The sequence below is a fragment of the Flavobacterium sp. FG68 genome, from assembly GCF_057808895.1.
The window spans coordinates 13,342-33,571 of record NZ_JBMDIY010000019.1; the positions used below are offsets into that span (position 1 = coordinate 13,342).

At 32.3% G+C, this 20,230-nt stretch carries 23 protein-coding genes; 18 read left to right on the plus strand and 5 right to left on the minus strand.

From position 1 onward, the window contains the following. Positions 1 to 125: 125 nt before the first annotated feature. A complete protein-coding gene (prfA, locus tag ACODSB_RS13370) occupies positions 126 to 1,202 on the minus strand; it encodes a peptide chain release factor 1 (RefSeq protein ID WP_180861522.1) in 1,077 nt (358 codons plus the stop codon). Between the two features lie 325 nt (positions 1,203 to 1,527). Between prfA and ACODSB_RS13375 the strand changes: the two genes are divergently transcribed. The 4 genes from ACODSB_RS13375 (at position 1,528) to ACODSB_RS13390 (ending at position 4,053) form a co-directional block, all read left to right on the plus strand. Next, complete coding sequence (locus ACODSB_RS13375) at positions 1,528 to 2,541, plus strand: PD-(D/E)XK nuclease family protein (protein ID WP_488937409.1); 1,014 nt, start codon at positions 1,528 to 1,530, stop codon at positions 2,539 to 2,541. 96 nt (positions 2,542 to 2,637) lie between these two features. Next, the gene (locus tag ACODSB_RS13380) at positions 2,638 to 2,976 is read left to right on the plus strand and encodes a hypothetical protein (protein WP_488937410.1); all 339 of its coding nucleotides are present in this window, start codon (positions 2,638 to 2,640) and stop codon (positions 2,974 to 2,976) included. A 53-nt stretch (positions 2,977 to 3,029) separates the two neighbouring features. Further along, on the plus strand, positions 3,030 to 3,800 hold the full coding sequence (locus ACODSB_RS13385; RefSeq protein ID WP_488937411.1) for a hypothetical protein: 771 nt from the start codon (positions 3,030 to 3,032) through the stop codon (positions 3,798 to 3,800). A gap of 88 nt (positions 3,801 to 3,888) precedes the next feature. After that, entirely contained in the window at positions 3,889 to 4,053 is a 165-nt protein-coding gene (locus tag ACODSB_RS13390) for a hypothetical protein (RefSeq protein ID WP_488937412.1), read from the plus strand. Between the two features lie 816 nt (positions 4,054 to 4,869). Here the strand turns inward: ACODSB_RS13390 and ACODSB_RS13395 are convergent. Then, positions 4,870 to 5,208 (minus strand): hypothetical protein, encoded by a 339-nt coding sequence (locus ACODSB_RS13395; RefSeq protein WP_488937413.1) that lies wholly within the window; start codon positions 5,206 to 5,208, stop codon positions 4,870 to 4,872. Between the two features lie 154 nt (positions 5,209 to 5,362). Between ACODSB_RS13395 and ACODSB_RS13400 the strand changes: the two genes are divergently transcribed. Continuing rightward, positions 5,363 to 5,836 (plus strand): hypothetical protein, encoded by a 474-nt coding sequence (locus ACODSB_RS13400; RefSeq protein WP_488937414.1) that lies wholly within the window; start codon positions 5,363 to 5,365, stop codon positions 5,834 to 5,836. Between the two features lie 101 nt (positions 5,837 to 5,937). Next, positions 5,938 to 6,348 carry a DUF6157 family protein gene (locus tag ACODSB_RS13405; protein WP_488937415.1) on the plus strand — a complete coding sequence of 137 codons (411 nt, stop codon included), beginning with the start codon at positions 5,938 to 5,940 and terminating at the stop codon, positions 6,346 to 6,348. 400 nt (positions 6,349 to 6,748) lie between these two features. Here ACODSB_RS13405 and ACODSB_RS13410 read toward each other — a convergent pair whose 3' ends face one another. Both ACODSB_RS13410 and ACODSB_RS13415 read right to left on the minus strand, forming a co-directional pair. After that, positions 6,749 to 7,534: a DUF5995 family protein gene (locus tag ACODSB_RS13410; RefSeq protein WP_488937416.1), complete on the minus strand. Its 786-nt coding sequence runs from the start codon at positions 7,532 to 7,534 to the stop codon at positions 6,749 to 6,751. 163 nt (positions 7,535 to 7,697) lie between these two features. After that, on the minus strand, positions 7,698 to 8,075 hold the full coding sequence (locus ACODSB_RS13415; RefSeq protein ID WP_488937417.1) for a GreA/GreB family elongation factor: 378 nt from the start codon (positions 8,073 to 8,075) through the stop codon (positions 7,698 to 7,700). A 439-nt stretch (positions 8,076 to 8,514) separates the two neighbouring features. Here ACODSB_RS13415 and ACODSB_RS13420 point away from each other — a divergent pair, with 439 nt between their 5' ends. The 7 genes from ACODSB_RS13420 (at position 8,515) to ACODSB_RS13450 (ending at position 12,682) form a co-directional block, all read left to right on the plus strand. Then, a complete protein-coding gene (locus tag ACODSB_RS13420; RefSeq protein ID WP_488937418.1) occupies positions 8,515 to 9,042 on the plus strand; it encodes a hypothetical protein in 528 nt (175 codons plus the stop codon). 127 nt (positions 9,043 to 9,169) lie between these two features. Continuing rightward, positions 9,170 to 9,526, plus strand: a complete 357-nt coding sequence (locus ACODSB_RS13425) for a hypothetical protein (RefSeq protein ID WP_488937419.1) — start codon at positions 9,170 to 9,172, stop codon at positions 9,524 to 9,526. 14 nt (positions 9,527 to 9,540) lie between these two features. Continuing rightward, entirely contained in the window at positions 9,541 to 10,035 is a 495-nt protein-coding gene (locus ACODSB_RS13430) for an SRPBCC family protein (protein ID WP_488937420.1), read from the plus strand. A gap of 139 nt (positions 10,036 to 10,174) precedes the next feature. Continuing rightward, positions 10,175 to 11,218: an SDR family oxidoreductase gene (locus ACODSB_RS13435; protein ID WP_488937421.1), complete on the plus strand. Its 1,044-nt coding sequence runs from the start codon at positions 10,175 to 10,177 to the stop codon at positions 11,216 to 11,218. 4 nt (positions 11,219 to 11,222) lie between these two features. Then, a complete protein-coding gene (locus ACODSB_RS13440) occupies positions 11,223 to 11,387 on the plus strand; it encodes a Rossmann-fold NAD(P)-binding domain-containing protein (RefSeq protein WP_319800429.1) in 165 nt (54 codons plus the stop codon). Between the two features lie 149 nt (positions 11,388 to 11,536). After that, positions 11,537 to 11,869, plus strand: coding sequence for a Rossmann-fold NAD(P)-binding domain-containing protein (locus ACODSB_RS13445; RefSeq protein ID WP_319800430.1), 333 nt, complete (start codon positions 11,537 to 11,539; stop codon positions 11,867 to 11,869). 12 nt (positions 11,870 to 11,881) lie between these two features. Continuing rightward, the gene (locus ACODSB_RS13450; protein ID WP_488937422.1) at positions 11,882 to 12,682 is read left to right on the plus strand and encodes a helix-turn-helix domain-containing protein; all 801 of its coding nucleotides are present in this window, start codon (positions 11,882 to 11,884) and stop codon (positions 12,680 to 12,682) included. Between the two features lie 35 nt (positions 12,683 to 12,717). Here ACODSB_RS13450 and ACODSB_RS13455 read toward each other — a convergent pair whose 3' ends face one another. Next, entirely contained in the window at positions 12,718 to 13,719 is a 1,002-nt protein-coding gene (locus tag ACODSB_RS13455; RefSeq protein ID WP_309841533.1) for a hypothetical protein, read from the minus strand. 212 nt (positions 13,720 to 13,931) lie between these two features. On the opposite strand from ACODSB_RS13455, the gene ACODSB_RS13460 reads away from it, so the two are divergent. The 5 genes from ACODSB_RS13460 (at position 13,932) to ACODSB_RS13480 (ending at position 20,228) form a co-directional block, all read left to right on the plus strand. Next, the gene (locus ACODSB_RS13460) at positions 13,932 to 14,729 is read left to right on the plus strand and encodes a PhzF family phenazine biosynthesis protein (RefSeq protein WP_488937423.1); all 798 of its coding nucleotides are present in this window, start codon (positions 13,932 to 13,934) and stop codon (positions 14,727 to 14,729) included. A 14-nt stretch (positions 14,730 to 14,743) separates the two neighbouring features. Then, entirely contained in the window at positions 14,744 to 15,172 is a 429-nt protein-coding gene (locus tag ACODSB_RS13465) for a copper resistance protein NlpE N-terminal domain-containing protein (RefSeq protein WP_488937424.1), read from the plus strand. Between the two features lie 250 nt (positions 15,173 to 15,422). Next, complete coding sequence (locus ACODSB_RS13470) at positions 15,423 to 16,871, plus strand: hypothetical protein (protein WP_488937425.1); 1,449 nt, start codon at positions 15,423 to 15,425, stop codon at positions 16,869 to 16,871. 256 nt (positions 16,872 to 17,127) lie between these two features. Next, positions 17,128 to 19,431 carry a type IA DNA topoisomerase gene (locus ACODSB_RS13475; RefSeq protein ID WP_488937426.1) on the plus strand — a complete coding sequence of 768 codons (2,304 nt, stop codon included), beginning with the start codon at positions 17,128 to 17,130 and terminating at the stop codon, positions 19,429 to 19,431. Between the two features lie 320 nt (positions 19,432 to 19,751). Further along, a complete protein-coding gene (locus ACODSB_RS13480; RefSeq protein WP_488937427.1) occupies positions 19,752 to 20,228 on the plus strand; it encodes a DUF6265 family protein in 477 nt (158 codons plus the stop codon). Positions 20,229 to 20,230: the final 2 nt, after the last annotated feature.

Consider the following 20,230-nt stretch of genomic DNA (forward strand, 5'->3'; position numbering starts at 1 on the left):
TGCTAAGTTTTTTGTGATAATAAAAAAGCCGAACATAAGTTCGGCTTTTTTATATCTTAATCTAAAATCCAAAGTCTACAATCTAAAAAAAACTCAGAACCTCAGCATCTTAGAATCTTAGCAACTTAGTATACTTCCGAAGCTTCTTTCAATTTCTCCATATTGTTTACCAATTGTAATTCGGCAACAATTTTTTGGATATCACCGTTCATGATGTTTCCTAAATCGTAAAGTGTTAAACCAACTCTGTGATCAGTTACACGACCTTGAGCATAGTTGTACGTACGAATTTTAGCCGAACGGTCACCAGAACTTACCTGAGAACTACGTTTTGTAGCATCTTCCTCTTGTTTTTTGGCTAATTCCATTTCGTATAAACGAGAACGTAATACGATTAAAGCTTTATCTTTATTTTTATGCTGCGATTTCTGATCCTGACATTGCGCCACTAATCCGGTTGGAATGTGCGTTAAACGTACAGCCGATTTCGTAGTATTTACAGATTGCCCTCCAGGTCCAGACGAACAGAAGAAATCTACACGAACGTCGTTCATATCAATTTGAACATCAAACTCTTCTGCTTCTGGCAAAACCATAACAGTAGCTGCCGATGTATGCACACGACCTTGCGTTTCTGTCTGCGGAACACGCTGTACACGGTGAACACCAGCTTCAAACTTCAAAGTTCCGTAAACATCCTCTCCCGAAACCTCAAAAATAACCTCTTTGAAACCTCCAGAAGTTCCTTCGTTCATATCTACAACCGAAGTTCTCCAGCCCATGCCTTCGCAATATTTAGTATACATTCTAAATAAATCCCCTGCAAAAATACTAGCTTCGTCCCCACCCGTTCCGGCGCGAATCTCAACCATTACATTTTTAGCATCTTCAGGATCTTTAGGAATCAACATAAATTTGATTTCCTCCTCTAGCTGCGGCAAGCGTTCTTTTGCTTCGTCAAGCTGCATTTTGGCCATTTCAACCATATCAGCATCGCTTCCATCAGCAATAATTTCGTTTGCTTCGTCAATATTTGCTAAAACAAGAATGTATTCTTCTCTCTTTTCAACCAGTGCTTTTATGCTTTTATATTCCTGGTTAAGCTGCACATAACGTTTTTGATCAGCAATAACATCCGGCTGAATAATCAAATCCGAAATCTCATCAAAACGCTGCTTTACATATTGAAGTCTATCTAACATTTTCTAATTCCTTTTATTGGACTGCAAAATTACAAAATTTTTGTGGAAAATTCTAGTGTTGATTTTTTTGGGCTTTTTAAGAATGTTTTTATGATATTTTTTAAAATTTATGTGATTGTTCTATACTTTTTTGTTAACATTTTTTTTGCTTATCTTTTAAATCAGGTGTTTTTACTTGTCTCTTTGTTAAAATTAAAAACGACGTTTGTGAGGATATAAGTTTTAAGATATAAAATAATAATAAAGAGATGATGGTTTTCCGTAAAAAAGTTCTTTTTTATGCCATTAATTTTGAAATCTCTTAAATCAATTATAATATAAAATAATGAATTTCAACATTTTTAAAATTCTCGAAAAAGACAATAAAGAATTAATTCATTCATCCTTTATAAATTTTTTAATTAATGAAGACTCAAATTTCGCAAATGAATTTTTAGGGGTAAATCTTTCAGCCAATTATAAAATAAAACTGGAAAGTTCTTATTCATATAGTTTTAAAAATAAGAAAAAATGCAGATTTGATTTAGAAATATTAGAAGATGACAGAATCATGATCATCGAGAACAAGTTTAAATCTTTCCCTAATGAATTTCAATTAAAAGAATATGACTTTGCATTAAATAAACAATTTCCTAATCTGGACAAAAAAAAGTTTCTATTGTGCTTTGATGCGAAATTATTTGGTGGTTACAAAGACTGGATAATTAAAGATTATAAAAACTTGTTAGAATATTTAGAAAAATATATTAAGTCTGTTTTAGATCTTGAAAAGAATATTTTCATCAATCATTATATAGCTTTTTTAAAGGAATATCTTGAAAAATATTCTCAATATAAAATTTCTGCAAAAGATATATTTACTAATCAACATGACAATACAAATAAGTTCTGGATAAGACTTTTATATTCAAACATGGAGGTGGAACTCTATAAATATTTTAGTTCTGAAAATATAGAAACTGAAATATATCTTGCTCCAGGAAATACAAGCCTGCCACTTTTAAATATTACCCCGAAACATTGGAAAATAGAAGGAGTTGAATTATTAATACAAATACAAAATGGAGATTTTAAATTTTATGCTCATACAGATAATAAAGAGTTTCTTAGAAAAATGGTGTTTTTTTCTCAATCCAAATCAATCGCTGAATATTTAAAGTATAAGAATATTGGAAATAAAAAAGAAAAAACAGCTTATATTTTCAAACTCAACATACATCAGCATCTTACGGTAAACCAAGAATTAACAGTTCAATCAATGATTGAGAAGATTATAGATTATTATAATTCTATCGATAATAAAATTATAGCAGAATTTAAATCTTTGGTTAGATCTTAAAACTGTTTTAAAAATATCATTTACCCTTTTGTTTACTTAATAAAATTTCAAGCAAGACCTGCAAAGCTATTAGAGCAGGAAATAATAAAATTTAATATGCTAATACCAGAATCTAAAGTTATTGAAGTTGCTGGAATTTCTCCAGACGAAAAAAAAGAAATTATGGCCTTTTTACAAGGAGCTGTTTATTGTTGGTGCAAGAATAGAAAGGGCGAATGGTTTGCTGCACGCGATTTATTAGGAGGTGAAAATTTCTATTGGGAAGGCACTCCAATGTATATACTATATGAAAAAACAAAAAATGTTGAACAAGCTGGTTTAGATGCAGGATCATTACTAAAAAAAGTCATTAATGAAGACAAGCGCTCTTTCGATACAAGAAAAGGTGTACGTGCTAGGGAATATTGTTGGAACGGAAAAGAAGACAATGAGTAAATACTCATATCAGCGCTAACAAAACATTAGAAAATACTCATCAATACTTAATTATGAAGACAATATTTTACTCATGGCAATCTGACTTACCAAACTCTACTAACAGAACTTTCATTCAAAAATGCCTTAAAGAAGCAGTAATTGAAATTAATGACCTCGATCTTAAAATAGAAATGAGAGTAGAACAGGATACACAAGGAATACCTGGTACTCCAGATATTACACAAACCATATTTGAAAAAATTGATAATTCAGAGATATTTGTTTGTGATTTAAGCATTATTAACATAGATTACGAAAAAAGAAAAACTCCAAATCCAAATGTTTTAGTGGAACTTGGATATGCTGCAAAAACGCTTGGATGGGAAAATGTAATTTGTATATACAATACTGCATTTGGAGAAATTCTACATTTACCTTTTGATCTGAGGCAACGTAGACCCCTTATCTACAGCCTTTCAGAGGGTGAAGATAAAAAAACAATAAAAGAATCATTAAAAGCAAGACTGATATATTCTATTGTTGCAATACATGACTTTGGACTACCAAAATTAAAGCGTGAACTTACAGCTTTATTTGATAAAATAAATCCAGAAATAATTAAAACCGTTAAGGAAGGTAACAAACAAATTTCAATTAACATAAATGCAATTAACTTAGCGCAATTGTATAGATTTAAAGAAAATAAGCATTTTAATGAACTGATTGAAATGTTATCAAATGAAAGCAGTTTATCAAGTAACATGAATTATAACGGAGGAATAAATGATACTAACCCAGGACGATTAGAAGGTTACTTCGTAATGTTTAAAGGTACATGGTGAAAAGAATGAGCATTCGTAAAAACCATTTAAATAGTTTTTTTATAAAATATTCACAAGAAAAAAATACAAATAATAATAAAAAAATAATATGCAAATAAACATTCAAACCAGTTATGAAATTGGACAATTAGTAAATGACGAAGGGCTTCAAGGAACTGTCATTAGAATAGAAATAATTATTTTAGATGGCAATGAATATATCGATTATATACTTGACAATGGTGGTCGTATTAGAATTCATTTCAACTCTTAAACTAGACAAATCTAAGATTAATAAAGCCCGATAGCGCGGATTTGCAATCCGTGCCCACAACAATAAGACACAACAAAAAACATCAAAAATAAAAGCTACAAAATCATGTAGCTTTTTTATTACAAAAACACAAACTAATCTTTGTGGGCACGGATTACAAATCCGCGCTATCGGATTGGCGATTTTGCATGTAGAATTTCTTGTGTGATTCTTCGTTCCTCAGAATGACAAAACTTTGCGTTTATCCACAACAGTAAGACACAATACAAATCAGCAAAAACAAAAAGCTACAAAATCATGTAGCTTTTTTATATTTACAAACAGAACAAACCAATCTTTGCGGGCACGGATTACAAATCCGCGCTAGTGGACATATACAAACCTTTACGAGAAAAAATCACTCCATATTCCCTAAAATTTAATTACAATTCATGCGAAATTCAACAAAAATCCTACTTGCTATTCTCCTTTTTATTGTAGGAATCGGAACAAATATTGTTACCTCAGGAATGAACAATACAATAATTTCATTAATAAGCTTTATGACTTATGTATTAAGTTTCAGTTATATCATTTATATAGCAACAAAAAAAAAAATAAATAATAACCTTAACCCGATCGCGCAGATATATCTCTACAATTCGCCCAGCCCCGATAGCGCGGATTTGCAATCCGTGCCCACAACAATAAGACACAACAAAAAACATCAAAAAATAAAAGCTACAAAATCATGTAGTTTTTTTTATTACAAAAGCACAAACTAATCTTTGTGGGCACGGATTACAAATCCGCGCTATCGGACGGATTATAGAAAATTTATACTGTATCAGTCTGCAAATAAATCTTATGCAAATCATCTAATAACTCCATTTCTTCTTCTGGCAAAAGCTGTAATGCAATTTCAAGTAAAGTCAATACATTAATATCTGTTTCTTTATGAAAAACGGCTAAACTTCGGGCTTCTTTATTCATTAGAACAATACTGGCTTTAAGCAAATCTGAAACTATTAGATTTAATTCGTTATAAGAAGAAACTTTTAGCGTTATTGTAAATGAAGTGTCTTCTTTATGCTCTAGTTTTAGTTTGGTGAAATAATTTCTTTTATTCATTAATTCTAACAATTTCTCGGTTCTTTCTTTATTCTTTAATTCCATGGTTTCATATTTTTTATTTCAAAACGAAATTAGAAATAACAGATTATTTTTAGGTGATTGTAAACAATCGGGTGTATACAACTGAAAATTTACAAACTCTCAATCAGTATAAAACGTGTCCTAAAAAAAGTATATTTGTTATAATCATAATTATATGAATCTAGAAAAGAAAATTGATACAATAAAAAAAATCATTAATGACAACGAAGATATCGACGGGGATTATTGGCATTATGAAGGTGACGAATTAATTCATCAAATTCTTGATACTTTTAATGAAAAAGAATGGTTTAGTTTTATAGAAGAATTAAATAATTTTACGGATAATGAGCGTTCTCAATTCTGTTGCACCTTGTTGAATTATGACAATAATAGAATTGTAAAAATTGTTGATATTTACGAAATCTTTTTTAGTCAATATCTATTATTACCGCTTGAAGATGCATCTTGGATTATGCAGGATATCATGTATGTAGAGAATATGCGTCAGCCAAATCTTGACTTGCTCAAAAAATTACGCCAAAAAGTAGAGACTATAAGAAATTTTAAAAATACACATTGGGAAGAAAATACTTTTTTGTGGGCAGAAAATATAATTGATAAAGTTATTGAAAAACATTTTCATTAGTTTCTCCACCAGATAATAACTCCCTAAATAAAACATTATTTTCGTAGGTAAAAAATATTCCGTAAGAAAAATCTAAATTTACAAAGCAAATTTATAGGAAGATGAAAATACACACCACCAACTATTTTGATACTTTTATAGAAACAGCAGAAGATAGCAAAGTTTCGCACGGAACAAAACCGCCAACCAAAGACAAAAAAACAGTTGCAGAAATGCAATACGAACTAATTAGCAAAAATCCGTATAAATACACTTCTGATGATGTTCTTTTTCAGGTATTTGCAGATCGGAATGATTTAACAAAAAGTGAATACGAAAAAGCCAGAGAAGATTTTTTTTCTAAGGGACAAGCTTGTTTTCGCGCTTCACCTCTCTCAAAAACATATGGTTTTGGAATCCATAATGACCATAATGGAAAAATAGCCATTTTCGGTATGGAAACAGATGAATACTTAAAGTTTTTAAAAGATCCCAAAATCAAAAAGGTAAAAGCCATGAAATCTGCCCGATGATTTCTGGCAACAGCGACGAATACAACAATGAGAAATTAATAATCAATCTCAATCCAAAATGAAAAAAACTATACCACAGCAAAAGTGGAGTTATCACGACAAAAACTTTAAAAAACAAGTTATTAAAACTCATAGTATGCTGTTTGGCTAGTGTAATTATCAACTTCTTATTTGACTCTGAAAATTTTGACAAAAGTGATATTGTATTTTCAATCATCTTTGGAATTGCAATATGGGGTCTTTTAATAGCACAAAAAAAAATCTAAAAACCATATAATTGGAATGTAAAATGACTGAACCAAAAAAGAAAAACTGGCTCAAAATAATTGTCGAGAATTTACTTAGTATTATTTTGGATTGGAAATAACAGCTTGCTTTTTTCGTTATATTTCATTCAAAATCAAGCCACAACACATTCCATATTTTTTTCTTCCATTATCTGCATATCAATTATTTTTTGAGCGATAGTTCCTCTTTCAAATAAGCGTATGAATTTAAAAACTGCACTAACAAAATATCCGGGATTTGAAACTAATCGGGCGATTTCTGTTATTCTTTCATCTCTTAACTTTATACAGGCTTCTATTTCATTTTTTGGAACCGCTACAAATTCGTTAGCAAATTTCCATGCTCCATTTCTTGCTTCTTCCATACTGAAATCAATAAAGAAATTATCTATTTTTCCTGTGTATTTTAATATCCAAGTAAGCGTTGGCCAAATTTTAATTAAACATTTTTCGACACCGCCTACTAAATTGCTAAGTATAAAGTTTATTTGGTCAAAATCATGTTTTAAATCTGCAATATCTTCCACTGTGCTGACTTGGGCTGAGGCAATTCCTAAATCAAGGTTTACGTGTGCATTGATTCCCAATAATAAATGCTGCAGAACTATTGGCCAGAATTTTTCGGCTTGTTCAAAGGCAAATCCCCAGCATTCTGATGGTTTTTCTTTGGCCTGATATTGATAGTAAGCTTTCAAATATCGATTAGCAAAAATAACATCCAGTTTTTCCATTCGTTCGCCGTTTTGAAAAGAACCTGCAGCGATGCCTTGTTTAACCCTTACAGTAACTTCACGATACAGAATAGCAAATAAACCTATATTGCTTTGATCAATCTTTGATTTTTCTATTATTTCATCTAAAAACTGAATTACTTCATCAATAGTATTTGCTTGTTTCATAATCGTTTAATGTTGGTTATTAGTCAAATTGAGAGCAACGAATATAATTATTTTAATCTTTCAATGCTTATTTTTTGAAGTAATTATCTTATTATTTTTAATGCAGAAAAATATCCCAAAAGAAAACTCTTTTGGGATGTTACTAACTTAAATGAAAACAATATTATGCCTCAACTTCTACCTTTAAAATTTCTAATTTTAAATTCCCTTTTTTAACCGGCCATTCTATAAGATCTCCTACTTTGTAGCCAACCATTGCAATACCTTCATCAGAAAGAACTGAGATTTTGTTTTTACTTACTTTTACTTTTTCGGGACCAACCAGAAGAATTGTTTTTTCTTCATTATTGGTGTGGTCTTTATAAGTTATTTTTCGGTTTATGGAAACAATATCTTCCGGCAGATTTTTTCTCAATACCTGAGACGCATTTTTTAACTGGCCCAGTAACAATTCTTCCTCTTGAGGCGTTACTTTTTTTCTTCTTACATGATCTTTAATTAAATCGTATGTTCCTGTGGTTAATATAATATTGTGTGACATGACTTTCTTGTTTGCTTCATTTCCATACAGTATGATATACAACTCTTCACTGAATAGCATAGGGCTTTCAGTGATATCATATCCTAAAAAATTGAAGATTAATAAATAAACTATAATATAGGAGTTCCCTGCCTAGAGTTGCGACAGGGCAAAATGAATAAACTCTTTTGAACTTTTTAAGAAAGTATCATCATGCAAATACAATAATGTGCACATCAGGCACATTAAACAGCTGTTTACTAAATATGAATTTGCAGTTATCATTTTATAATTATAATTGTGATGCAATATACAGTTATTTTCTTACAAAAACAACTTTACGGTTTATCCGTAACATAAACAATTTTAAAGCAGTTAATTTTGAGATAGAGGTTTAGTATTTATAATAAAAAAATCTAAACGAAACCCCAAAAATACCTTTAACTAAATTAAAATGATTATGAAAAAAAACACAAACAAGTACTACGCTAAATCGTTGCTTTTTGCCTTTGCATTTTCAGCGTTATTCTTATTCCAAAACTGTTCTGAAGACAATTCTGATTCAAACAGTATGGAGAACGCAGTAAAAAAAGAAACGTTATCAAAAGACAGCAAAGCGTCAAAAGCTGCCGCCACTACTACCGCAACATTATCATCGCTAGTAACTGCTTCGGGACCTGATTATATACAAGCCGGAACAACATTATTTAATTGGACATACACCGGAAGTTTGCCTAATGTTGACTTAGACAGCGCTATGTGGTGGTATACAAAAGTAAATAACAATGGTGAACTTCCTTATGTTATTGCCTGGGGTGATCCTGGAATTTTTATGGCTGTTCCAGATACATACTATTCAGACACAGGAAACCAAACTTCTAACTTTATAATATATCTTACTATACGTGATACAAATGGTAACCTTTACAGAAGCCCCAACTACAGCATAATGAAAAAGGGTAAATTTAAATTAGAATATGCTCTATAATAATAGAAAGCGCAAATGTCTCTGACTTTGCGCTTTTTTTATCTCTTTGTTTGAATTAACCTTGCAAATACATCGTTAAAAATCTACAAGAAATATCTTATATTTGTTGTAATTAAATCTATCTACAATGAATAAGCTGATCTACCTAAGTTTTATTGGAGCGATTTTATTTCTTAGTTCCTGTTCTTCTTCAATGTCTCCAATCCAAGTGAATAATACACTTCCCACTTTAACAAAATCAAAGTACATTTCCCACTCAGAAATAGAAACAAGTAATTGTAAATATCTAACTAAAAACAGAAGCTATACTGCTCCAATTGGATTATTTGCAAAAGATGATTTAAGAAATGGAGCAAGAGGAATAGATAAATGTGTAACTTTAGATGGAGGAAATGCTTATATCTTAAGAAATTATAGATGGGTTAATGTTGGTGATGAAGCAACACAGCTTCATTTAGAATTTGATACTCTGTTGTGTGAATAAATAAAAACCAAACCATGGAAAACTTCGACTGGACATCTTTCACCAAAAAAATCGCCATTAAAGCTAAAATCAGTGATATTTATAATGCCTGGACAATAGCCCATGAATTAGAAAAATGGTTTCTCGAAAAAGTATCTTTTTTTGATGCAAACCAGCAACCAATTGCTAAAGATAAAAACGCTGTTGAAGGCAATACTTACGATTGGCTTTGGTATTTGTATAAAGATGCCATGAAAGGAAAAATTATTTCTGCCAACGGAAAAGACGAATTACAATTTACTTTTGAAGGAAACTGTCTCGTAGATATAAAATTAACCGAAACAAACGATTATACTCTAGTTGAACTTCGTCAGCATAATATCGCTTTAGATGATTTTTCTAAACAATATATCAGACTTGGCTGTTCAAATGGTTGGGGTTTTTATTTGACTAATCTTAAATCAGTTTATGAAGGCGGTTTAGATTTACGCAACAAAGATGAGAATCTGAATCCTATGATTAACAATTAGAAACAACAATCAGTATATCAAACATCTACCTAATAAAAACAACCTAAAATCTGGACTTTTAAAGACATAAAATTTGGACTTTATAGCAAAATAAGCTGTTCGTTTTAATCTGAACTTTGCAGTATTAAAACTTAAAAAAATGACAAATTCAGAAAAAAACAAAACAGTTTTGGTTACAGGCGGTTCAGGTTTTATTGCCGTTCATTGCATTTTAAAATTATTGAAAGAAGGCTATTCGGTAAAAACAACGCTTCGTTCCTTAAATAGACAAGACGAAGTAAAACAAATGCTTAAAGTGGGCGGTATTAGCACATTTGAGAATCTTTCATTTATTCAGGCTGATCTTTCAAGCGACAAAAATTGGGATGAAGCAGTAAAAGGCTGCGAGTTTGTACTACATGTTGCCTCTCCTACTCCGGCGATTCAGTTTACACACGAAGACGAATTAATTAATCCGGCCAAAGATGGTGTTGTAAGAGTCCTTAAAGCTTCAAGAGATGCCAATGTAAAACGAGTAGTTTTAACTTCTGCTTTCGGTGCTGTCGGTATGGGACACAAAAACCGTAAAAAGCCATACACCGAAGAAGACTGGACAAACATTGACAGTAATATTCATGCGTATCAAAAATCAAAAACCATTGCAGAACAAACTGCTTGGGAATTTATAAAAAATGAAGGCGGAAATCTGGAACTTTCGGCAGTAAATCCGGTTGGTGTCATGGGGCCATTATTAGGCGCAGATTATTCGCATTCGCATCAAATGATTAAACAAATGCTGGAAGGTGACATTAAAGCCTGTCCAAAAATCAGTTCTTGTTACATCGATGTACGCGATGTTGCCGATTTGCATTTACTAGCAATGACAGATCCTAAAGCAAATGGCGAACGCTTTTTAGCCACTACAGGAAATGTTTTATCCATGCTTGATGTCGCTAAAATTCTTAAAAACAAATTAGGCAATGAAGCTGATAAAGTTCCAACAAAAGAGCTGCCTAACTGGGTTTTAAAAGCTAGCGCATTAAAAAAACCATCGTTAAAAATGCTGGTTACTTTACTGGGACAATACATGCAGGCCAGCGGAGAAAAAGCAAAAAAAACATTAAATTGGTCTCCTCGTTCGAATGAAGAAGCAATTTTGGCAACTGCCGAAAGTTTATTGAAATTAGGTCTAATCAAAAAATAAAAAGATGAAAGTAATCATAACAGGAGCCACAGGAATGGTTGGCGAAGGTGTTTTATTTGAGTGTTTAGAAAACGAAAATGTAAAAGAAGTACTGATCGTAAATAGAAAACATTACGATCTCGATCATTCTAAATTAAAAGAACTTCTTGTACCTGACTTTTACAATTAGAAAATTTCTCTGAACAATTAAAAGGTTATGACGCCTGTTTTTACTGTGCAGGAATTAGTTCTGTCGGCAAAAAAGAAGAAGAGTTTACCCGAATTACTTATGATACAACACTTGCTTTTGCAGACCAATTATTACAGTTGAATCCTGATATGATTTTCATTTTTGTTTCCGGTAACAGAACAGACAGTTCTGAAAAAGGAAAAGTAATGTGGGCCAGAGTTAAAGGCAAAACAGAAAATGCCCTGATGAAATTATATGGCAAAAATCAATATAATTTTCGTCCGGCGATCATGAAAGGAACTAAAGGACAGGCAAATGTAAAAACAATCTACAAAATATTAGGGCCGATAATTGCACCATTTTTTCCGCAAAAAACATTGACACTTCAACAAGTAGGGCGCGCTATGATTCATGCGGTTTCTAAAGGATATCCAAAACAAATTCTAGAAGTAGATGATATTGATCAATTAGCAAAACAATAAAAATTCTGAAAAATGAAAGAAACTGCTATATCTGCCTGTTATGTAAGTCCTTCACTTAATAATGAGCAATTTGTTCCTGAGCATTGCTTTATGTATTTAGTTTCGGGTTCGATGCTGGCTTACGACGGAAGTAAAGAATACAAAATTAAACCCGGAGATTTTGGTATTGCAAGAAGAAATCATTTAGCAAAATATACCAAACAACCTGATAATGGTGAGTTTAAAAAAATCTACATTTTGTTTGAACAGGATTTTTTAAAAGAGTTTAATGAAAAATATCAATTTAAAGTCGAAAGTGAGAAACCGACAAATGGTATTATAGCATTAACTAAAAATGCATTAACTAAAAATTTTATTCAGTCGCTTACTCCTTATTTCAACGAAAAGGGCACAATTGATGATCAGTTTTTGAATGTAAAACGCACCGAATTACTGCTTGTACTATTAAAAGTTAATCCTGAACTGGCCAATATTTTGTTTGATTTTGGCAGTCCCGAAAAAATAGACCTTGAAGCTTTTATGATTCGTAATTTCAGGTTCAACGTAAGTATAGAACGTTTTGCCTACTTAACAGGACGCAGTTTATCGGCTTTTAAAAGGGATTTCGAAAAAATATTTAATGCTACTCCAAGTCATTGGCTAGTTCAAAAACGACTTGAAGAAGCATATCATTTAATTGATAAAAAGAACAAAAGGCCGTCTGACATTTATCTGGACTTAGGCTTTGAGAACTTTTCCCATTTTTCGTTTGCCTTTAAAAAATTGTTCGGCCATTCGCCAACCCAGCTTATTGAAACGAAGAAAAATAATTAATTAAAATTGAAAGTTTAAGTCTGTAAACGCACCTTTTATTTTGGAGCATAACGATTGTGATCATACGATTTTCTCTCTGAGATATATTGTATAATAAGGTTCTTTTTCTGGTCGTCGGTCAAATTTTGAGTATAATTTTTAGCCACTACAACCTCAAGTCTGTTTAATTCATCCGTTGATAAATTATCAAAATAAGAAAGTACTAGTTCCTTATTTTCGAGCTCGTTAATATCAACATAAGGAACTACTTCCGGTCCTGTAGTAATTGCTTCCTTTTTCTTGGAAACATTTATTTTTTCTACTTTTTCAGATTCCTTCTGAGATGAAACTTTAGCTTTAGTAAGGTTCACATTTTCATTTATTTCAACTTTTAACGTCGAAGATAATTCAGCATAATTCATTTGAGAAGTCTCTTTCAAAATATAACCTAAAACTGCAGCCACAATTGCTTTTGGCAAAAATATAATGATATCACTGTCGATGACAGAAACTGCCTGCAACGCAGAACCAACTCCAAGTATAATAAGCGAAAAACCTAAAATCATGAAAAGATCTTTCAGAATAACATCAATTTTTCTGATACGGTTTCCTAATAAAATAGTAACCACTATCATTACAATATTAGAGAGAATCAGCAATATTGCACTCGAAATAGAGGTCGAAGCAAAAGAAGCTAATGAATTAAAACCTTGTTCTTCTTGTGCGAAATATATCGGTATTGAACTGAATAAAACTGAACCTAAAGAATAAATAGGTATTGCCAGGAAAACTAAAGATATAATTATTAATGAATCGGCCTTGCCATACTTAAGCACTCTATTTAAAAAAAGTTTAAAAACCAGTAGTATTCCAAACCAAACCGCAGCACTAAAAACTGCAAAACCATTTGCTAAAAAACCATGAAACCAGGTTTTGTCTACATAAAAAAATTGTTTGTAAATGGCAAATACAATTATTAAGGCAGCATAGATATAGGCAATTAATGCGGTAGTGTTATAAATTTTTGGTAAACTGGTTTCTTGGGTAGAGTTACTCATAAAGTTGGCAGGTTTCTGAAGTGGTTATTTGGGAGTTAAATTTTATTTTGATCAAAAATATATAAATTTAATTAGAAATCATTAGAAGATTTTTTTCGGTTCACAGAAGCTTCTCTTTCGTAAATATAATCTGAATCTATTATATCAGATTAGCATTTTTAATCGTATTTTCGTTTAACTAAAAATACCATTTAACGTACTCCCAAATAAAAATGAAAACTTATTTTGTTGACTCATTTACCAATGAAAAATTTAAAGGAAATCCGGCTGCGGTTTGTCTTCCCGATACAGAATTAGATGCAGAAAGTATGCAAAATATTGCAACCGAAATTGGTTTTTCGGAAACTGCCTTTATAAAACAAATAAAAGACAATACATATAGTATTAGATTTTTTAGTCCGAAAACAGAAATTCCGTTATGCGGACATGCAACATTGGCTTCGTCTAAAATTCTTTTCAGCACCACTGCATTAAACAGTATAAAATTTATCAACTGCGATAATGTTGAATTGAATATTGAAAAAGAAGCGAATAAAATCAAAATGCAATTTCCTGTTTATGACACAGAACAAACAGAAGTTCCTCAAAAACTCCTTGATGCTCTTGGAATTTCTGAAACTGTCGAAAAAAGGTACAGCCCAAATAACAAAATAATTTTACTCGAGATTGAAAGCGCTAAGGAACTGGCAAATTTAAAACCAGATTTCACAGCCTTGATAAACTCACATACCGGAATAAACGGTGTGCTTGTAACTGCTGTTTCAGACAACGAAAATTTTGATTTTCATTACCGATATTTTTGGCCTTGGGCTGGAACTAATGAAGATCCTGTAACTGGTGGAATTCAAACTTTTTTGACAAAATATTGGGCCATAAAACTCAATAAAACAAAATTGAACGCTTACCAGTCTTCTCAAAGAACCGGGACTATGAGTACAGAACTTTTACAAGACAAGGTTTATATTCTTGGAGAAGCGGTAATTGTTTTAGAAGGTGAATTTATTTTATAAATCTTAAAAAAACTATGAAAGCATTAATTACTACTTTATTTTTAATTTGCAGTATCACTTTATCTGCCCAATCAAATCAATTTGCGGGCGATTATTCCCGTTCACTTGGCGAAGAGGGAAAACATATAATTGAATATAAACTGACCTTAAATCAAGATGGAACATTTGTATTTCATTCGTATTCTAAACTTCAAGGCGGAACTCCGCCGGAAGAAAATAAATACGGAAAAGGGAAATGGAGCGTAAAGGACAATATGATTACTTTTTCTGCCAATAAAAAAGAAGACTTTGATGAAAAATATACTTTAGATTTTAATAATTCTGCAGCCAGGTTTGTAGGCAAAAATCCAAGAGATAAAAGTGATAAAGTCGTGAAAACGAAACTTCAATTTTTAGAATCGGAAATTAATTGGATGAGAAGAATTGATGTTTTTAGAATTTAGATATTCTTAAAAATAACCAGATGAGATTGCTTCGTTCCTCGCAATGACAAAACTCTGCGTCTTAGCGAGAACCAACGTAACAGCACAAAAACTTAGGATCTTAATATCTTAGAACTTTAGTAACTCTTTTTGTTGGTTTTATACCTAAATATGACGGACTTACGACATTTTTTTTGTAGTCACTTTCTTAATTATCTACTTTCAGGTATTCAAAAGAAATAATTACAAAAATTAACTAAAGCTCCATATTATGAAAACTACAAAAATGGTATTACTTTTTATCATAATAATCTCATTTGGTGCCTGTAAAAAGGACTCAAAGGGAGAAAAAGATAATTATACAACTGTAAAAGAAAGTGCTGCAGATTCTGAGTGTTTAGCTCCTGCTAATTGGTTTACGATCGTAAACAATACGCGCCAAACTCCTCCACCAAATGAAGGACCAACAAGCGTATTTGCTAACAATGCAACAGTAACAAACTGCGACTTTCATCAATGGTCATGGCAAAAATTTCTTTGGCTGACTAATGAGGTTAACGGACAACCGCAATTCATTACTAACCTGATTCAGGTGAATGCCGCAGGTCAGAGATTAGACCCAAGTAACGGGATTGTTTTAACAGATACTGCTCAGGCAAGTGGTAGTACTGATATCTTAAAAACGCCAAATTATCCATCGGGTGTTCCTAAATCGACTACGGTGTATTATTCTATATTTATGGACAAACTTATGTATGGAACTATGCTAAAATATGGTCCAATAGCAAAAAATGACCCTACTAAAGTAAAAGATATAGCTTTTCCTGTAGGTTCATTAGAACTTAAAACTTCTTGGATTGATGCAAGCGTTCTTAAAGATCCTTCTTCTTATTTTGTTACTCAAGGAGTAATAAATGGAGTAAAAACAAAAGTAGCACTTTTGGGAATGCACGTAGTTGGAATTGTAGAAAATCATCCTGAATTTGTGTGGGCTACTTTTGAACACGAAAATCTTGCACCTGCTTACGATTGGTCAAAAGCTACGCCAACAACTGATGCGCCGGTGACCAGTACAGTTGATTACCCATTTTTTAATAAAGCCAGTACGGCAACGGTTACTAATATCACTTCAGGAAATGGGATTTATACTGATGTTTTTTCTGTTTACAAATATGGTGTTCCTGTTGAAAAAGCAATGAAAGGCACTCATAATGTTCAGCTTTTTATGCAAACCAGCCAAAATGGTTCACAAAACTTAAATAATATCCGTACTATTAATCAAAGCGTTAAAACACAGCTAAAAGGTATCTGGAACAATTATTTTTACAATGGTTCATTATGGATAAATACCGCAGGATACAATAGTACTCCGGCACAAGCGGCTTTATTAGATTCGTTGAGTTATGATCTTTCAAATTCTGCTCCTGGAAAATTAACCAGAGGTTCGGTTTCAGCCTACAATATTACTATGGAAACTTATGTTCAGGTAGGTTTTAATCCAACATCAATACACGGGAATTCGGTATCTAATCTTGTTAATTGTTTCTCTTGTCACAATACATATTATAAATCAAATCTTTCTCCTCTTTTTATAAGTCATGTATTTACAGGATATGTAGGAGATCTACAAGGGTTAAACAGAAAACAAATCAAAGACGAGCATGTTAAAGACATTGTTAAACAATTCAATTTGCGTCTAAAATTAAGAACCAAACAATAAGCTGATTTACTTTTAAATCTAATCAATATAAAAACCACAAGCTTCTGTTTGTGGTTTTTATGCTTTATTGATGAATTATAAGATTAAAAATTCTATTCGATTTTTTAAATTATTGTGTGCAGATTTTGCTCAAATCTCTTTTAAATCTGCGTGAAACAAAAACCTTTGTGGCTTAGCAACTTTGTAACTTTGCCTCTTTAAATTTCAATACCACTTTTTAAATTCCTAATTTCGCTTTCGGATAAGAAAGAGAGAAATGAAGGTATGTATTGCTGAGAAACCAAGTGTAGCACGTGAAATCGCATCTGTTTTGGGCGCCAATACCAAACACGATGGATATTATGAAGGCAACGGTTATGCCGTAACCTACACTTTTGGGCATTTATGTACTTTAAAAGAACCTAACGATTACAAACCGCACTGGAAAAGCTGGGATTTAAATAACTTACCAATGCTTCCCGAAAAATTTGAAACCAAAGTTGTTCAGAATTCGGGAATTCAAAAGCAGTTTAAGATTATAAAATCACTTTTCGACAAAGCCGAATTAGTCATAAACTGCGGGGATGCCGGACAGGAAGGAGAATTAATTCAGCGCTGGGTGATGAACGAAGCGCATTATAAAGGCGAAATAAAACGCTTGTGGATTTCATCCCTAACAACCGAAGCTATAAAAGAAGGTTTTGACAACTTAAAACCATCTGAAAACTACGATAATTTATTCTACGCCGGATTTTCAAGAGCGATTGGCGACTGGCTTCTGGGAATGAATGCTACACGTTTGTATACTGTAAAACATGGCGGTTACAAACAAGTTTTATCTATTGGTCGTGTACAGACGCCAACTTTGGCAATGGTTGTAGACCGATTTAAAGAAATCGAAAACTTTAAACCTCAGCCTTATTGGGAATTGCAGACTTTGTACAGAGAAACTCTTTTTAGCTACGAAGAAGGTCGTTTTCTGAAAAAAGAAGATGGAGAAATTCTGGCTGAAAAAGTCAAAGAAAGTGATTTCGAAATTGTTTCGGTCGATAAAAAGAACGGAAACGAATATGCTCCAAAACTGTTTGATTTAACGGGTTTACAAGTTTATTGCAATCAAAAATTTGGGTTTTCTGCAGAAGAAACGCTTAAAATAGCACAGACTTTATACGAGCAAAAAGCGATTACATATCCCAGAGTTGATACCACTTTTCTGCCGGGAGATATTTATCCGAAAGTACCGGGAATTCTACAAAAACTGACGAATTATAGTCATTTAACAGAACCGCTTTTAGGAAAGAAAATTAAAAAATCTCCAAAGGTTTTTAACGATAAAAAAGTAACCGATCACCACGCGATTATTCCAACAGGAATTGAGATTAATCTGCCGTACAATCAGCAGCAGGTTTATGATATAATTGTAAAACGTTTTATTGCCGTTTTTTATGATGATTGTCTCGTTGCAAACACAACGGTTATTGGAAAAGCAGCCGATGTAACTTTTAAAGCGACAGGAAAAGAAATCCTGAAAAAGGGTTTCCGTGTTGTTTTTGAAGATCCAAATGCAAAAGAAAAAGAACCCGATTTATTACCGAGCTTTGTTGTGGGTGAAAAAGGTCCGCATGAACCTTCTTTCCTTCAAAAAGAAACCAAACCGCCCAATCATTTTACCGAAGCAACTTTACTGCGAGCGATGGAAACCGCAGGAAAACAAGTCGATGACGAAGATTTACGCGAATTGATGAAAGAAAACGGAATTGGGCGTCCGTCAACGCGTGCAAATATTATCGAAACGCTTTTCAAACGTCAGTATATTGTTCGAAACAAAAAACAGGTTTTGCCAACAACAACCGGAATTCAGTTGATCGATACGATTCAGAATGAATTGATAAAATCGGCTGAACTTACAGGTTCTTGGGAAAAACAGTTAAAAGATATTGAGAAAGGTACTTTTACAGCTGCTGCTTTTATTCGAAACATGAAACGTATGGTTGAGGCTTTGGTTAACGAAGTTCGAAGCGAAACAAGACACGCTAATATTTCGCATGCTGCAACGATTCAAAAACCAGCTGTAAAACCAGAAAAAAAGAAAGCGGACGGAATTTCGGCAGAAACTTGTCCGAAATGCCAGAAAGGAAATCTAATAAAAGGGAAATCGGCTTTTGGATGCAGTGAGTATAAAGCTGGTTGTGATTTTGTACTGCCTTATGTTTTTTTAGATAAAAAAATTACCGAAAGTCAGTATCTAAGGTTGGTTCAAAAAGGTTCAACTGTAAATATAAAAGGATTTAAAACCGAATCTGGAACTGTTGAGGGTTTAATTCGTTTTGAGGAAAATTACAAACTTAAATTAGAACCAAAGAAAACCGAAGCAAAAAAAACAAAACAAGAATCATCAGATTCTTTAATGTGTCCGAAATGTAAAAAAGGAACCATCTTAAAAGGAAAAACGGCTTATGGCTGCGCTGAATATAAATCGGGTTGTGATTTTAAAGTCACTTTTGATGAAGTACGTGCCAAACTGAAAGATCAGAAACCAACGAAGGAATTGGTGTATTCGATTTTAGAAGAAAGCGTTTAGTTTTTTTTGCCACAGATTAAAGGGATTAAAAAGATTTTTTTTCTACTGTGTGTTTTTTTTGCCACTAATTACACGAATTTTCACGAATTTATTTTTCACGCAGATTTGAAAAGATTTAAGCTGATACTCGCAGATTTATACAATTCTGAATCAAAATTAAATCTGCCTAAATCTGCTGAATCTGCGTGAGACAAAATCATTTTAATCCTTTTAATCTGTGGCAAAACATTTCCAGTTTCTTAAAAAAGAAATTCGTGAAAATTTGTGTAATTAGTGGCAAACTTTTTTTTCATACTTTAGTACAATCAAAAATCATAAATATGTTTCAGAAAATTACTCTTTTAGCGCTTGTATTAGCTGTTGTTTCCTGCCAGAAAAAGGAATCGGTAGAAAAAGATAAAATCAAAATTGCCGACTGGCTTATCGGAAACTGGGAAAATACTTCACCAGATGGTGTTTTAACGGAAAACTGGGGAAAACTAAACGACAGTACTTTCAACGCTTATTCTTATTTTATAAAAGGAAAAGATACTTTGCATTTTGAGACTATCGTTTTAGCTCAAAAAGGCGAAACCCTAACTTATTTCGCAACTGTAAAAGGACAAAACGAAGATAAAGCCGTAGCTTTTCCATCAACTGCAGAATCTGACAAACAATTGGTTTTTGAAAACGCAAAACACGATTATCCTCAAAAAATCACGTATACAAAAGGTGCAAATAATACTTTAACTGCTGAGATTTCAGGAAAATTGAATGGAAAAGTGAGTTCTGAGAAGTTTGTTATGACGAAGAAATAATA

Bases quoted from the DNA above. Each gene is read 5' to 3' on its own strand.
- ACODSB_RS13385 (WP_488937411.1), top strand. From the start codon at position 3,030: ATGAAGACAATATTTTACTCATGGCAATCTGACTTACCAAACTCTACT.
- ACODSB_RS13445 (WP_319800430.1), top strand. From the start codon at position 11,537: ATGATTTTCATTTTTGTTTCCGGTAACAGAACAGACAGTTCTGAAAAA.
- ACODSB_RS13380 (WP_488937410.1), top strand. From the start codon at position 2,638: ATGCTAATACCAGAATCTAAAGTTATTGAAGTTGCTGGAATTTCTCCA.
- ACODSB_RS13395 (WP_488937413.1), bottom strand. From the start codon at position 5,208: ATGGAATTAAAGAATAAAGAAAGAACCGAGAAATTGTTAGAATTAATG.
- ACODSB_RS13420 (WP_488937418.1), top strand. From the start codon at position 8,515: ATGAAAAAAAACACAAACAAGTACTACGCTAAATCGTTGCTTTTTGCC.
- ACODSB_RS13435 (WP_488937421.1), top strand. From the start codon at position 10,175: ATGACAAATTCAGAAAAAAACAAAACAGTTTTGGTTACAGGCGGTTCA.
- ACODSB_RS13460 (WP_488937423.1), top strand. From the start codon at position 13,932: ATGAAAACTTATTTTGTTGACTCATTTACCAATGAAAAATTTAAAGGA.
- ACODSB_RS13480 (WP_488937427.1), top strand. From the start codon at position 19,752: ATGTTTCAGAAAATTACTCTTTTAGCGCTTGTATTAGCTGTTGTTTCC.
- ACODSB_RS13405 (WP_488937415.1), top strand. From the start codon at position 5,938: ATGAAAATACACACCACCAACTATTTTGATACTTTTATAGAAACAGCA.
- ACODSB_RS13375 (WP_488937409.1), top strand. From the start codon at position 1,528: ATGAATTTCAACATTTTTAAAATTCTCGAAAAAGACAATAAAGAATTA.
- ACODSB_RS13425 (WP_488937419.1), top strand. From the start codon at position 9,170: ATGAATAAGCTGATCTACCTAAGTTTTATTGGAGCGATTTTATTTCTT.
- ACODSB_RS13455 (WP_309841533.1), bottom strand. From the start codon at position 13,719: ATGAGTAACTCTACCCAAGAAACCAGTTTACCAAAAATTTATAACACT.
- ACODSB_RS13390 (WP_488937412.1), top strand. From the start codon at position 3,889: ATGCAAATAAACATTCAAACCAGTTATGAAATTGGACAATTAGTAAAT.
- ACODSB_RS13465 (WP_488937424.1), top strand. From the start codon at position 14,744: ATGAAAGCATTAATTACTACTTTATTTTTAATTTGCAGTATCACTTTA.
- ACODSB_RS13440 (WP_319800429.1), top strand. From the start codon at position 11,223: ATGAAAGTAATCATAACAGGAGCCACAGGAATGGTTGGCGAAGGTGTT.
- ACODSB_RS13450 (WP_488937422.1), top strand. From the start codon at position 11,882: ATGAAAGAAACTGCTATATCTGCCTGTTATGTAAGTCCTTCACTTAAT.
- ACODSB_RS13430 (WP_488937420.1), top strand. From the start codon at position 9,541: ATGGAAAACTTCGACTGGACATCTTTCACCAAAAAAATCGCCATTAAA.
- ACODSB_RS13400 (WP_488937414.1), top strand. From the start codon at position 5,363: ATGAATCTAGAAAAGAAAATTGATACAATAAAAAAAATCATTAATGAC.
- ACODSB_RS13475 (WP_488937426.1), top strand. From the start codon at position 17,128: ATGAAGGTATGTATTGCTGAGAAACCAAGTGTAGCACGTGAAATCGCA.
- ACODSB_RS13470 (WP_488937425.1), top strand. From the start codon at position 15,423: ATGAAAACTACAAAAATGGTATTACTTTTTATCATAATAATCTCATTT.
- ACODSB_RS13410 (WP_488937416.1), bottom strand. From the start codon at position 7,534: ATGAAACAAGCAAATACTATTGATGAAGTAATTCAGTTTTTAGATGAA.
- ACODSB_RS13415 (WP_488937417.1), bottom strand. From the start codon at position 8,075: ATGTCACACAATATTATATTAACCACAGGAACATACGATTTAATTAAA.
- prfA (WP_180861522.1), bottom strand. From the start codon at position 1,202: ATGTTAGATAGACTTCAATATGTAAAGCAGCGTTTTGATGAGATTTCG.